16 protein-coding genes and 1 pseudogene are annotated in these 13,047 nt (G+C 54.7%); 6 read left to right on the top strand and 11 right to left on the bottom strand.

All coding sequences use genetic code 11. The features are described from left to right. Window positions 1-130: 130 nt before the first annotated feature. Both OKB77_RS23530 and OKB77_RS23525 read right to left on the bottom strand, forming a co-directional pair. Window positions 131-466, bottom strand: a complete 336-nt coding sequence (locus OKB77_RS23530; RefSeq protein ID WP_201915107.1) for a hypothetical protein — start codon at window positions 464-466, stop codon at window positions 131-133. Window positions 467-746: 280 nt separating this feature from the next. Then, complete coding sequence (locus OKB77_RS23525) at window positions 747-989, bottom strand: plasmid replication protein RepB (protein ID WP_201915110.1); 243 nt, start codon at window positions 987-989, stop codon at window positions 747-749. A 418-nt stretch (window positions 990-1,407) separates the two neighbouring features. Here OKB77_RS23525 and OKB77_RS23520 point away from each other — a divergent pair, with 418 nt between their 5' ends. After that, a complete protein-coding gene (locus OKB77_RS23520; RefSeq protein WP_201915112.1) occupies window positions 1,408-1,923 on the top strand; it encodes a hypothetical protein in 516 nt (171 codons plus the stop codon). Between the two features lie 10 nt (window positions 1,924-1,933). Further along, a complete protein-coding gene (locus OKB77_RS23515) occupies window positions 1,934-2,149 on the top strand; it encodes a hypothetical protein (RefSeq protein ID WP_201915115.1) in 216 nt (71 codons plus the stop codon). A 765-nt stretch (window positions 2,150-2,914) separates the two neighbouring features. Here OKB77_RS23515 and OKB77_RS23510 read toward each other — a convergent pair. The 3 genes from OKB77_RS23510 to OKB77_RS23500 all read right to left on the bottom strand — a co-directional run bounded on the left by OKB77_RS23510 (window position 2,915) and on the right by OKB77_RS23500 (window position 4,765). Next, window positions 2,915-3,127, bottom strand: coding sequence for a plasmid partition protein ParG (locus OKB77_RS23510; RefSeq protein WP_068982398.1), 213 nt, complete (start codon window positions 3,125-3,127; stop codon window positions 2,915-2,917). 2 nt (window positions 3,128-3,129) lie between these two features. After that, complete coding sequence (parA, locus tag OKB77_RS23505) at window positions 3,130-3,765, bottom strand: ParA family partition ATPase (protein WP_068982397.1); 636 nt, start codon at window positions 3,763-3,765, stop codon at window positions 3,130-3,132. A 115-nt stretch (window positions 3,766-3,880) separates the two neighbouring features. After that, window positions 3,881-4,765 (bottom strand): WYL domain-containing protein, encoded by an 885-nt coding sequence (locus OKB77_RS23500; protein WP_201915121.1) that lies wholly within the window; start codon window positions 4,763-4,765, stop codon window positions 3,881-3,883. A 265-nt stretch (window positions 4,766-5,030) separates the two neighbouring features. On the opposite strand from OKB77_RS23500, the gene OKB77_RS23495 reads away from it, so the two are divergent. Continuing rightward, window positions 5,031-5,333 carry an HNH endonuclease signature motif containing protein gene (locus OKB77_RS23495; RefSeq protein ID WP_201915123.1) on the top strand — a complete coding sequence of 101 codons (303 nt, stop codon included), beginning with the start codon at window positions 5,031-5,033 and terminating at the stop codon, window positions 5,331-5,333. Window positions 5,334-5,522: 189 nt separating this feature from the next. On the opposite strand, the gene OKB77_RS23490 is transcribed toward OKB77_RS23495, so the two are convergent. The 5 genes and pseudogenes from OKB77_RS23490 to OKB77_RS23470 form a co-directional block, all read right to left on the bottom strand. Next, window positions 5,523-6,041, bottom strand: coding sequence for a hypothetical protein (locus OKB77_RS23490; protein WP_201915125.1), 519 nt, complete (start codon window positions 6,039-6,041; stop codon window positions 5,523-5,525). Window positions 6,042-6,126: 85 nt separating this feature from the next. Further along, on the bottom strand, window positions 6,127-6,411 hold the full coding sequence (locus tag OKB77_RS23485; RefSeq protein WP_068982395.1) for a type II toxin-antitoxin system RelE/ParE family toxin: 285 nt from the start codon (window positions 6,409-6,411) through the stop codon (window positions 6,127-6,129). Continuing rightward, the gene (locus OKB77_RS23480; RefSeq protein ID WP_182936461.1) at window positions 6,401-6,640 is read right to left on the bottom strand and encodes a CopG family ribbon-helix-helix protein; all 240 of its coding nucleotides are present in this window, start codon (window positions 6,638-6,640) and stop codon (window positions 6,401-6,403) included. The genes OKB77_RS23485 and OKB77_RS23480 overlap by 11 nt, the downstream gene beginning before the upstream one ends. A 155-nt stretch (window positions 6,641-6,795) precedes the next feature. Further along, window positions 6,796-7,065, bottom strand: coding sequence for a hypothetical protein (locus OKB77_RS23475; protein WP_039062313.1), 270 nt, complete (start codon window positions 7,063-7,065; stop codon window positions 6,796-6,798). Window positions 7,066-7,387: 322 nt separating this feature from the next. Then, window positions 7,388-9,139: pseudogene (locus OKB77_RS23470) on the bottom strand (Tn3-like element TnAs1 family transposase); the annotation flags it as partial. A gap of 3 nt (window positions 9,140-9,142) precedes the next feature. Here OKB77_RS23470 and OKB77_RS23465 point away from each other — a divergent pair. Together OKB77_RS23465 and OKB77_RS23460 are read left to right on the top strand one after the other, a co-directional pair. Continuing rightward, the gene (locus tag OKB77_RS23465; RefSeq protein ID WP_001351729.1) at window positions 9,143-9,535 is read left to right on the top strand and encodes a cysteine hydrolase family protein; all 393 of its coding nucleotides are present in this window, start codon (window positions 9,143-9,145) and stop codon (window positions 9,533-9,535) included. Between the two features lie 137 nt (window positions 9,536-9,672). After that, entirely contained in the window at window positions 9,673-10,557 is an 885-nt protein-coding gene (locus tag OKB77_RS23460; protein WP_000058717.1) for a DMT family transporter, read from the top strand. Window positions 10,558-10,588: 31 nt separating this feature from the next. Here OKB77_RS23460 and tet(A) read toward each other — a convergent pair whose 3' ends face one another. Continuing rightward, window positions 10,589-11,788, bottom strand: coding sequence for a tetracycline efflux MFS transporter Tet(A) (gene tet(A) / locus OKB77_RS23455; RefSeq protein ID WP_000804064.1), 1,200 nt, complete (start codon window positions 11,786-11,788; stop codon window positions 10,589-10,591). Window positions 11,789-11,893: 105 nt separating this feature from the next. Between tet(A) and tetR(A) the strand changes: the two genes are divergently transcribed. Continuing rightward, window positions 11,894-12,544 (top strand): tetracycline resistance transcriptional repressor TetR(A), encoded by a 651-nt coding sequence (tetR(A), locus tag OKB77_RS23450; protein WP_000164043.1) that lies wholly within the window; start codon window positions 11,894-11,896, stop codon window positions 12,542-12,544. Window positions 12,545-13,047 lie beyond the last annotated feature (503 nt).

Here is a 13,047-nt window from a genome sequence, read left to right as displayed (position 1 = left end):
GAACGCTCGCCCCATTGCATCGTGGCGGGAACAAATCGCTCGGAACATCGAGCGCGTCCGGCAGACGCCAGCGGGGGGCCAATTGGTGAAGCAAAACAGAGTCCATCTATGATAGGGCCACTGTTAAGCGTCAGGGTTTATCGCTTACTCGATCATTCTCATAATCCAGAACTAAGCCGTACTGCAAGGCATCTTGTAAGGCAAGCTCCTTGAGCCTGTCCCGCAAAAAATCCCGATTGGCTAACGGGGAATTGGGATTGGACTCTTGGATCTCTTCAAGCATTTCCTTGATAAGCTCAATAGCGCCGTTGTACTTGAACGTTTGTGAATGCCCAAAATGCCTTGCATCATCAAGCTCCCTCTCCATCCTCAAAGCCTGCTCTTTCCATCCGGCGACCTGGCCACGAAGATAACCTTTCCCAGACTCCCCAATAGACAGTCCGACACCAAAATCCATGCTCGTCATAACTCGCCCTATAAGTTCTTAAAATGCTCTTCAAAACCTCCAAACGCAGCACGACAGATCTTAACTCTTCACCCACCACAGCAGCAGGACTTTCGCCGCGAACACATCGTTCGGAACATCGAGCGCGTCTAGCGGAGACCGCGGGGGCCTAAAACAGAGTCCATCAAGAGTGGGGGCAGTGGCCCCATCCTGTGGAGATCAGGGCAACACTCCCGAACGGGAGCGACTAGCGCAGTCTGTCGCGCTTCGTTCGGGAGTCGGCAAGCGCAGCGCGGCAGCCTTAACGACTGCTTAGATCCACCTCGATGCGGCGAAAACCGATAGTGTGCGCCGTATTCACCCCTGCATCGATGGTCTTAAAAACCCGCCATCCTCCACGCTGGCGTTCCAGCACTTCCGTTTCTGCATTGCGGCCAAACTTCACTAAGTGAAGATGGTAGCCGGTGCCCATCGGGGTCGGGGCGATCACCGCCTTGGCAAAGCCCCCCTGTTCAAATACCCACTTCGCCTTGATCTCTTCCATATCAAAAACCCTGTTTTGATGGCTCATATCTACGTTATGACACCAACGCAGCCAAACATCAAATTACAATTACGAACCATCAAATTCTCATTTTGACTGGCATTGTTCAGGTTCGTAGAACCGCACTCTGGTTTCAAAGGGGGAGCCCCTTTGGCACGCCGATAGGATGCAGGCACGCCGACGGTACAAACGCAGTTTGTATACGGTCGGTCTCGTGCCTGTATACAGTCGGTGTCGTGCCTGCCTTTCTTGTCGTAAATCTGCGTGACTACAAAATAGGGCACAAAAAGAGACATAAAATGGAGCACATCGAACAAAGGAAGGCTACAAAAAAGAGCACAAAATAGGACACACAAAGAGATACATAGGACACATAATGGAGTACAAAATGGGGCACATTGGATAGTTGTGAGGAATTATGAAAGAGATCGAGCAGCTCTGTCAGGCATTACGCGAGAAGCGTTTTAAGTCCAAGCAGGTAACGTTCAACTATCACTATGATGATTTTTGTGCGGCAAAGGGGCTGTATGGCTGGGAACGAGTCACGAAGTACATCAACGAAGTCACCGGTGCAGATCTAGCGGTAGCTGCGTACAAAAGCATGCTCAAGAGAGCCAAGAAGAAAGTGGAGTCCTCCCCCCAACCTGAAACAAAATTGGCGGTCAAAAAAGTGACAACCAATGCTTTCAGTACCATCGTGGAAAAGGAAAGGTTCGAGCACGACAACAATCCTGATCTTGATGCGCTGCTAGATAGGCTGGGAGCTGAAACCGGCAACTTGGCGGACTACTTAAAGGTGTGCTTCAACTCGGAATCGATCGCCAAAAGGGCAATAGAGGCAGGGGTGTCAATAGAGGAAATACGGTCATGGGAATGCCCGAACCAGATACGGCTTGGAACAAGGTTAAGCCACTTCATTAGAAACGCATCATAAAGGCAAACTGATGAGTCAAAACGACGATTTGATTGGGGTGAAAAAAGACCAATTCAGTCCATACCAAGTTACGGACTACCTAACGAACACAGCGGAGATCACTGCATACCTCAAGGCAGCTAAAGAGGAAAATGACCCTGAGCTGCTGGCAGCAGTAATCGAGGATATTCGTCAGATAAAGCTAGATGGGGCAAGATCGAAAAAACCAAACCCGCTCCGTGGATAAGCCCTACTGCCCACAGGCCAAAAACACGGCCTAATGGACAGCCCTTCGGGAACGGGCTTAACCACCTCGCCAAGGTTCTCTCCCTATGATGAAGAACGGAAAGACCACGGCGAAAAGGATGTCGCCAAGCTCCACAGTCAGCAGGCTCTCCTATCTTTCCGCTGCGCTTCAAGATAGGAGAGCCCTCCTGCTTGGCTACGTTAAAAATGACGTAGTTACACAAGATAGACTCGCCTTGCTCCGGACTATCGAGACTGCTTGCGGCAGCTCCCTCTCACGCGCTCCAGAGACACACCCCGTCCTTGCTGCATCTGCTTTAGTCCCCGCCTGATGGCCTGACTGCCGCGCCGTTTTTTAAGAGCTGGCCGTGGTTGGTTCCCCGTTACGCTCTGCTTGCAAATGCCCCACGGTTGCGAATCGTGGGCGGCTGTGGTGCGCGATCGCACGCTGGGCAGTATGTGAGATTTCCCCGTTCTGCCCGACCAACCACACCCACAAACGGCAACAAACTCATGCTTCCAATCCGTGCGGGTACGACAAAGCGCCAAAGGTGGTGGCCTTCGGTAACGGGTCGAGTTGCGGGAAAAGCTTGATTGAATGGCCGAATGGCCGCTAAACTGATTAGGACTTTTGGTAGCTGCTTCCCGCACGGAGCCGTTACCAGGTGAAGTCGGTTCCCCAACCGGCAACACCTTCGAAGAAACCGCCCTGCAAGGCGGTTTTTTCGTTTCAGGACATAACTCTACGCTTGATCATCACAGCTGATCAAGCTTTCTGAGAGCCAGACTCCGCCGCCAATAGCGTTTCTATGCAATCAACAATAACATCTTTAATTGTCTTGCCATTTTCAGCGGCGTAAACCTTCAACTTTGAATGCGTATTTTCATCAATATCAAAGTTGACCCTCTTTTTTTTTGTCAGCTCAAGGCTTTTTAAGTCAACATGTTTTTTTACACTAGGCCGCCCAGCTTTCAGCATAATTAATCACCTGTAAGTATAGAAACCATCTCATCTGTAAGCATCATAATCTCTCCTGCTGATGGGCTGTTAGGAGATGCCTGTATAACAGTCTCGCCATTAGCAGCAGAGGTGGGAAATAAAACGCTTTGGCACACCCTTGACTTGAACACTGGCAAACCGTACTCCAAAAGCGCAGACTCAATCTCACCACCAATCTTTGTGTTTTTTATCGCTCTGGAAATAACAAAAAACGCTTTTAATTTACCATCCGTCAAATCGATGCGCTGTTTAACAAGATCAACAAGATCTGACGCTGCCCATATATCATATGGTGATGGCTGAACAGGAATAACAATAAGGTCAGATGACCTTATTGCAGATATAGCCAAATCTGAAGCCTGCGGTGCTCCATCAATAACTATAAAATCCCTCTTACCAAGAGCCTTTATATCTCGTTCGAGAGTCGGCCGATCAATTCCAATAACCGGCAGATCATTACCATCAGCCACGGCAGCCCAATCTCTAGCGCTCCCCTGAGGATCCGAGTCAACCAGCACGACATCAAACCCACGCAACTTCAACCCCATTGCCAAGTGAGTTGCTATCGTTGTTTTACCAGACCCACCCTTCTGATTTAAAACGGAGACTACCTTCATCACCCCACCTTTCAACCTCTAGAACCCGAAGGCTAGTACGTGATACAGCACAAAACAGCTCATGCACTCATGTACTCATGTACTCATGTACTCATGTACTCATGTACTCATGTACTCATTGTGCTCTAGGATTAACCCCTGGCGCAATATTTTTAATCCCATCAGGTAAGCGTTCAAGAACATCCATATTTTTCAAAGCTAACAAATAACTACGATCAAGGTTTTTATCTAAAGAACAATCAACCTTCCACTTCAACATTTGGAAACCAAACAAAGCAATGGGCACATCTTTAACCAGAACCCCACCAACCATTCCAAGCTCGCGCTCAATAGAATCCTTATCCTTTTCATCTAGTTTTGGATGAGGTATTAACTCAATAGACACGCTTTCATCCCACTCCAAATCACTACAAACAGAATCTTCTTTTTTATGATAACCAATAAATTTTCCAATTCTATTTAGCAATAGCGACAAATATTTGCCATGCTTATAGTCGTAACACCTCAAATAAAACTTACCATTCACATCAAATATTTTACTAGGATGGATTTTCTTTACTGAGAAACCACTAGAAAGAGAGCTATATTCAAATGACATAGACAAATCATTTGCTATAGCCCTTGATATTGATAAGACAACTTCTTTTTCTGGAATGGGAAGAAGATCTTTCAAACTTACTATTGGAGGCTCGACAAATCCAAGGTAAGAAGAAACCTTCTTACTTTTAAGTCTTGAAATAACTGAGGATGAAGATATAGGGTATTCGCTCTTAAATGTTGCACTCTTAATTTCATAACGTTTTAAACTAGGGTTAAATTCCAAGTTATGGGATGCAATCTCTCTATACCCGCCAAGATCCCTCGTGGCCGCAGCCTCCTTCAGACCAAACCGGTTCATTAGATCAGCGCGAGACAACCACCCCTTAGCCATGAGAAGAAGCTCAATAAACGCCCATCTTTCAGCAACCTTTTGATTTTCATCAGCTTTATCATTAACCACAAAAACCTCCTGAGAACGCTTGATCTAATCAAAATGATCGGTACAATGATTTTAGGCTCATCAATCAGATTGATCTAGTGAGACTAAAGAAATCATAGCATTCTAAAGAGGAGCACAAAAAATGCTACGACTAGACGAAGAAAGTTCAGCTTATATCTACCGTCCGTACATCACAGTTAAAGGACGTCGCATCACCAGACCTAATGGTGGCATGTTCAAAATCCCCCTCAATCGCCCCAAAAAAGACCAGTGAGAGGTAACAAACATGAGCAACTGGTCTACAGAAACGATCTCTGCCGTATGGAACAAGGCAACCTTTGTATCTCAAGAAAACGAGAGCAGAGGATTCAGGAAAGACCAATGCGGAGCATGGATCAACCGCTTTCAATACGGAAATAGAGATAACAAGTACGGGTGGGAAATTGACCACATAACCCCAGTATCGAATGGGGGTGGTGATAACTTAGGCAACCTTAGACCTCTGCATTGGAAGAACAATGCAGCACGTCAAAACAATCGGCTTTCATGCCAAGTCTACAGTGATGGGGGTGAAAACGTGGGATTGTGATGAACACTGCCAACAAACAGTCGCGATAGCTGAGGACACTCAGTAGCCTCAGCTATCGATGACCAAAAACAGCCTGTTATAGGTGGTGGCAAGACAGCTTCATTTTCAAAAAACGATCAATCAAATTCAAAAAATGAAGGTGTAAAATCAGCGCCAATGCTCCCAATAACAGGACTTAACGCAATGAGATTACCACGCCATTCCTGCATTTTTTAACCAGCAACGCTTGGGCTTACGGCCATCCAAAGATTTCACGTAAGCATTCCACTCTTCCTTGCTCTTGCCTTTGAGCTCCTCATTCTTGCGATCGACCTCTTCTTGCAATGCCTTGCAATCGGCCTCTGCCTTCGCCTTTTCCTGCTCTTTGGCTTCGATCACTTTAAGTGCCTCAGCATCATCGACCTTGGCAAAGACTTGCTTCCCATTAAGCACCAACGTTTTATCCGATTCTTTGTAAACGCCACTGACGCCAAGCGCCCCAATCGTCAACGTATTGTCTTTGATGGTCGCAGGAAACTCTTTGCGTTCAACCGAACCATCCAAAATGCTATTTCCATACCTTGTCAGCAAATGACCTTCGCCGTTTTTCTCGATTTTCAAATATTCAAAGCGGTCGCCCTGAACCTTCCAAAACCCCAAGAATGGTTTGTCCGCAGACCCGCAGGCGGAAAGCGCCAGAGCCAAAAAAACTGCAACAACAACCCTCATGAAAAACTCCATTTTTTATTTTCAGTGAAAGCGCTCAAGATACCAGAACCGCAATAAAAAGGACTCATTCAACCCAGCCACTAACTCACAACTGGCTTGGAAAGCGTTGTCTGGTGTGGAATACCCTCAGAATGTGGATCTCATCCCCTTGCACCCGATACGGAAGCAGGAACGGATAGGGCTGCACCACGAGTTCTCTCGTTCCAGGAACCCGCCCGGGCCGCCCCATGGCCGGCTGAGTCGATAACAGGCTAACCAGCCGATACACTTCGCGCACAAACTCCTGTGCCACTATCGGGTTTTCTCTCGATAGGAAGTCGTGCGCATCCTCCAAGTTGAGCGCAGCCTTACGTAGCCATTTAACCCGCATTGATCCCCCACCGACTAAACTTCGCGGCCATCTCTTTTTCCGGTACAAAATCGCCAGAATCAGCCTCGATCAATGCCGCCTCAATCTGCGCGATCTGCCAAGCTTCTCGCGCCAAGTAATCCTGAATGGCTTGGTTGGCCAACCATGATTTGGTTCTACCTGTAGACTGGGCCAGCTGCCCCAATTGCTGGTCTACTTCATCCGGCAGACGGACAGACATTACGCTCATAACACCCCCTTGTAGTCAGATGTTTACATTGTGCGACTAGATAACCATCAATGTCCACCGATCCCACCAATTGCAGTACTGCAATTAGGGGTTATACAACCCCCAAAACTGGCGAATCGAAGGGTGTTTTGATGTGCGCATAACGCCTTTTATGTTCAAGAGCTCCTGATCTGTCTCGGGGCACCCATGAAGCCCGTGGCATCCACCTCGAACCGGCAGACCCCGATCTGCTGCAGGTAGAGAACCAGGGTATCGAGCTTGCGAAAAACTCTGAGCTGCTTGCTGCGCTGGGCGGCCAGGGCACGTTCGGCTAGACCGTAGCGCACCAGCAGCGTCCAGCCGCCAGGTTGGCCAACTGCGATCACGACACGAACAGCACCGGCCGCCACCAGTTGTACCAGGGTGGGATGGGTAATGGTTTCCATGGGGGAGATTCCGAGACAAGGGATAGTGCGGCGCAGGATGGGAGATAACGCCTCGCAAAACAAGTCATCTTGCAGGATGACCAGCAGCAAAAAGGGCGTCCGATTTAACGTAACGCCCCCTTATACGCACTAGCCGATGGGGTTACTGCTTGGGTTGGTACAGTTCAACATACTGGCCAGCCAGTGCCTGCGCCTCTGCCAATACCGCAGGCGATAAACGCTTGGCGAAAAGGTCACGTTTTGTAGCCGCCTCGACATCCCCATTGGCGGCAGACACCGAACTCCAGACGGGGAGCCCGCAGAATTCGGAAAAAATCGTACGCTAAGGTTTTCCGGGCATCCGTAAGGGCCGAAACTTCCCGTCTTCCAGTCTGCGGCTCTGCCGCCAGACGTAATCGCCGGTTAGGTTGATGTGCTCCCAGCCCAGCGGCGACAGGAATTGCAGCAGCTCGCCGTCCACCGGCTTGCCGGCCTCGACCAACCCCTGGGTGGCGCGTTCCAGGTACACCGTGTTCCACAGCACGATAGCCGCCGTCACCAGGTTGAGGCCGCTGGCCCGGTAGCGCTGCTGCTCGAAGCTCCGATCCCTGATTTCCCCAAGGCGGTTGAAGAACACCGCCCTGGCCAGCGAGTTGCGCGCCTCACCTTTGTTCAGGCCGGCATGCACGCGGCGGCGCAGTTCAACACTTTGCAGCCAGTCCAGGATGAACAGCGTGCGCTCGATCCGGCCCAGCTCGCGCAGGGCCACGGCCAGTCCGTTCTGGCGCGGGTAGCTGCCGAGCTTGCGCAGCATCAGCGAGGCGGTGACGGTGCCCTGCTTGATCGAGCTGGCCAGGCGCAGGATGTCGTCCCAGTGGGCACGCACGTGCTTGATGTTCAGGGTGCCGCCGATCAGCGGGCGCAACGTCGGGTAGGCTTGCACGCCCTGCGGCACGTACAGCTTGGTTTCGCCGAGGTCGCGGATGCGCGGCGCGAAGCGGAAGCCTAGCAGGTGCATCAGGGCAAAGACGTGATCGGTGAAGCCGGCCGTGTCGGTGTAGTGCTCCTCGATCCGCAGGTCGGACTCGTGGTACAGCAGGCCGTCGAGCACATAGGTGGAATCGCGGACGCCGACATTCACCACGCGGGTGCTGAACGGCGCGTACTGGTCGGAGATATGGGTATAGAACAGCCGTCCCGGCTCGCTACCGTACTTCGGGTTGACGTGCCCGGTGCTCTCGCCCCGGCCACCCGCGCGGAAGCGCTGGCCATCGGAGGATGAGGTCGTGCCGTCGCCCCAGTGGGCGGCAAAGGCGTGGCGATACTGGTGGTTGACCAGCTCGGCCAAGGCCGCCGAATAGGTTTCGTCGCGGATGTGCCAGGCTTGCAGCCAGGACAGCTTGGCGTAGGTCAGGCCGGGGCTCGACTCGGCCATCTTGGTCAGCCCGAGGTTGATCGCATCACCGAGGATTGCGGACAGCAGCAACGTCCTGTCTTTGGCCTCGGCCCCGTCCTTCAAGTGGGTGAAGTGGCGGCTGAAGCCCGTCCAGTCGTCCACGTCCATCAGCAGTTCGGTGATCTTGATGCGCGGCAGTAACTGGCTGGTTTGGTCGATCAGCGCCTGCGCCCGATCCGGCACCGCCGCATCCAGCGGGGTGATTTTCAGCCCTGACTCGGTGAGGATGGCATCGGGCAGCTCGTTGTCCTTGGCCAGGCGGGTGACGGTGGCCAACTGCTCGTCCAGCAGCTGCAAACGCTCTTCCAGGTACTGGTCGCTGTTCGGGTTGATCGCCAGGGGCAGGGCCTGCTCGCGCTTGAGTGCGGCGAACTTCTCGGCCGGCAGCAGGTAGTCGTCGAAGTCGCGGAACTGCCGCGAGCCCTTGACCCAGATGTCGCCGGAGCGCAGGGCGTTCTTCAGCTCGGACAGGGCGCAGATTTCGTAGAATTTCCGGTCGAGGCCTTCCGGGGTGATCACCAGCGGCTTCCAGCGCGGCTTGATGAAGGCCGTGGGTGCATCGGCCGGCACCTTGCGCAGGTTGTCGGCGTTCATCTCACGCAGGGTCTGCACGGCTGCCAGCACGCCTTGCGCGGCCGGCCCGTGCTGTTCCCCAACTTTTCGCTCGGCGAAGAGTATGAACATGCGCCGCCGGCGACGAATCGCCAAATCTCACCGTATCTCCCGAGCGGACGATTTCGCACCGGTCTGCCCGTCGAAGGGCTTGCGATCGAACGGGGCGACCTTTTCTATGCATGTCCGCGAGCCAGCGTCTTTTATGGCACGGCGCTCGACGCCGACCTTCGGACGCGCGGCGTAAGCACGCTTGTCATGGCCGGGATAAGCACCACCGGCGTTGTTCTTTCAAGCGTCGCCTGGGCTAGTGATGCGGACTACGACGTGCGTTTGGTCCAGGACTGCTGCTACGACCCGGATCGGGATGCCCACGAAGCTCTGTTGCGTTCCGGGTTCGGCGGACGTGTACAGGTCGTGTAATTTTCGGGCCTCGCATGATCGCGGCCATAGCCGCAGGTGGATTGGTGCGAGGCAGGGCCAGTCCAAGTCAGGGTGCGGTCATCGCGGCGCCTGCAACTCTCAAAAACCCATCGCCGTAGCGGAGGTCTTGTAATCGCATGTCATTACGCACGCCCGATTTATTGTTCACAGCGATAGCACCTGCCATTTGGGGCAGCACCTACATTGTCACCACCCAATACCTGCCGAACTTCTCACCGATGACGGTCGCGATGCTGCGGGCGTTGCCGGCGGGTTTATTGCTCGTGATGATCGTCCGACAGATTCCAACGGGAATCTGGTGGATGCGCATCTTCATCCTCGGCGCACTTAATATTTCGCTATTCTGGAGCTTGTTGTTTATTTCGGTCTACCGCCTGCCGGGCGGGGTCGCGGCGACGGTAGGCGCTGTGCAGCCGCTGATGGTCGTGTTCATCTCTGCCGCTCTGCTAGGTAGCCCGATACGATTGATGGCGGTCCTGGGGGCTATTTGCGGAACTGCGGGCGTGGCGCTGTTGGTGTTGACACCAAACGCAGCGCTAGATCCTGTCGGCGTCGCAGCGGGCCTGGCGGGGGCGGTTTCCATGGCGTTCGGAACCGTGCTGACCCGCAAGTGGCAACCTCCCGTGCCTCTGCTCACCTTTACCGCCTGGCAACTGGCGGCCGGAGGACTTCTGCTCGTTCCAGTAGCTTTAGTGTTTGATCCGCCAATCCCGATGCCTACAGGAACCAATGTTCTCGGCCTGGCGTGGCTCGGCCTGATCGGAGCGGGTTTAACCTACTTCCTTTGGTTCCGGGGGATCTCGCGACTCGAACCTACAGTTGTTTCCTTACTGGGCTTTCTCAGCCCGGGGACCGCCGTGTTGCTAGGATGGTTGTTCTTGGATCAGACGCTGAGTGCGCTTCAAATCATCGGCGTCCTGCTCGTGATCGGGAGTATCTGGCTGGGCCAACGTTCCAACCGCACTCCTAGGGCGCGTATAGCTTGCCGGAAGTCGCCTTGACCCGCATGGCATAGGCCTATCGTTTCCACGATCAGCGATCGGCTCGTTGCCCTGCGCCGCTCCAAAGCCCGCGACGCAGCGCCGGCAGGCAGAGCAAGTAGAGGGCAGCGCCTGCAATCCATGCCCACCCGTTCCACGTTGTTATAGAAGCCGCATAGATCGCCGTGAAGAGGAGGGGTCCGACGATCGAGGTCAGGCTGGTGAGCGCCGCCAGTGAGCCTTGCAGCTGCCCCTGACGTTCCTCATCCACCTGCCTGGACAACATTGCTTGCAGCGCCGGCATTCCGATGCCACCCGAAGCAAGCAGGACCATGATCGGGAACGCCATCCATCCCCGTGTCGCGAAGGCAAGCAGGATGTAGCCTGTGCCGTCGGCAATCATTCCGAGCATGAGTGCCCGCCTTTCGCCGAGCCGGGCGGCTACAGGGCCGGTGATCATTGCCTGGGCGAGTGAATGCAGAATGCCAAATGCGGCAAGCGAAATGCCGATCGTGGTCGCGTCCCAGTGAAAGCGATCCTCGCCGAAAATGACCCAAAGCGCGGCCGGCACCTGTCCGACAAGTTGCATGATGAAGAAGACCGCCATCAGGGCGGCGACGACGGTCATGCCCCGGGCCCACCGGAACGAAGCGAGCGGGTTGAGAGCCTCCCGGCGTAACGGCCGGCGTTCGCCTTTGTGCGACTCCGGCAAAAGGAAACAGCCCGTCAGGAAATTGAGGCCGTTCAAGGCTGCCGCGGCGAAGAACGGAGCGTGGGGGGAGAAACCGCCCATCAGCCCACCGAGCACAGGTCCCGCGACCATCCCGAACCCGAAACAGGCGCTCATGAAGCCGAAGTGCCGCGCGCGCTCATCGCCATCAGTGATATCGGCAATATAAGCGCCGGCTACCGCCCCAGTCGCCCCGGTGATGCCGGCCACGATCCGCCCGATATAGAGAACCCAAAGGAAAGGCGCCGTCGCCATGATGGCGTAGTCGACAGCAGCGCCGGCCAGCGAGACGAGCAAGACCGGCCGCCGCCCGAAACGATCCGACAGCGCGCCCAGCACAGGTGCGCAGGCAAATTGCATCAACGCATACAGCGCCAGCAGAATGCCATAGTGGGCGGTGACGTCGTTCGAGTGAACCAGATCGCGCAGGAGGCCCGGCAGCACCGGCATAATCAGGCCGATGCCGACAGCGTCGAGCGCGACAGTGCTCAGAATTACGATCAGGGGTCTGTTGGGTTTCACGTCTGGCCTCCGGACCAGCCTCCGCTGGTCCGATTGAACGCGCGGATTCTTTATCACTGATAAGTTGGTGGACATATTATGTTTATCAGTGATAAAGTGTCAAGCATGACAAAGTTGCAGCCGAATACAGTGATCCGTGCCGCCCTGGACCTGTTGAACGAGGTCGGCGTAGACGGTCTGACGACACGCAAACTGGCGGAACGGTTGGGGGTTCAGCAGCCGGCGCTTTACTGGCACTTCAGGAACAAGCGGGCGCTGCTCGACGCACTGGCCGAAGCCATGCTGGCGGAGAATCATACGCATTCGGTGCCGAGAGCCGACGACGACTGGCGCTCATTTCTGATCGGGAATGCCCGCAGCTTCAGGCAGGCGCTGCTCGCCTACCGCGATGGCGCGCGCATCCATGCCGGCACGCGACCGGGCGCACCGCAGATGGAAACGGCCGACGCGCAGCTTCGCTTCCTCTGCGAGGCGGGTTTTTCGGCCGGGGACGCCGTCAATGCGCTGATGACAATCAGCTACTTCACTGTTGGGGCCGTGCTTGAGGAGCAGGCCGGCGACAGCGATGCCGGCGAGCGCGGCGGCACCGTTGAACAGGCTCCGCTCTCGCCGCTGTTGCGGGCCGCGATAGACGCCTTCGACGAAGCCGGTCCGGACGCAGCGTTCGAGCAGGGACTCGCGGTGATTGTCGATGGATTGGCGAAAAGGAGGCTCGTTGTCAGGAACGTTGAAGGACCGAGAAAGGGTGACGATTGATCAGGACCGCTGCCGGAGCGCAACCCACTCACTACAGCAGAGCCATGTAGACAACATCCCCTCCCCCTTTCCACCGCGTCAGACGCCCGTAGCAGCCCGCTACGGGCTTTTTCATGCCCTGCCCTAGCGTCCAAGCCTCACGGCCGCGCTCGGCCTCTCTGGCGGCCTTCTGGCGCTCCTGCTGCGGCGTCCGCTCGTGGGCCGTGGCGCGGGTCCGCGCGCCGGCCTCGTGCGCCTGGCGCTCGCGGGCGAGGTCCAGGGCGGCCGTCTTCACGTTCTGCCTTGCGCAGATGAGATAGGGGAGCCCGCAGAATTCGGAAAACCTTAGCGTACGATTTTTTCCGAATTCTGCGGGCTCCCCTTAATGCTGTTTTTATGGTTGCACTACAACCCCGATAGGAACAAATCGCTCGGAACATCGAGCGTGTCCGGCAGACGCCAGCGGGGGCCAATTGGTGAAGCAAAACAGAGTCCATCAGGGTGGGGCCAGTGGCCCCACCTTG

Source organism: Aeromonas sp. Y318-3 (genome assembly GCF_027706185.1).
GTDB lineage: Bacteria > Pseudomonadota > Gammaproteobacteria > Enterobacterales > Aeromonadaceae > Aeromonas > Aeromonas veronii.
Note: the sequence above shows the minus strand (reverse complement) of the source record. Positions and strands in the feature narration are given on the sequence as shown.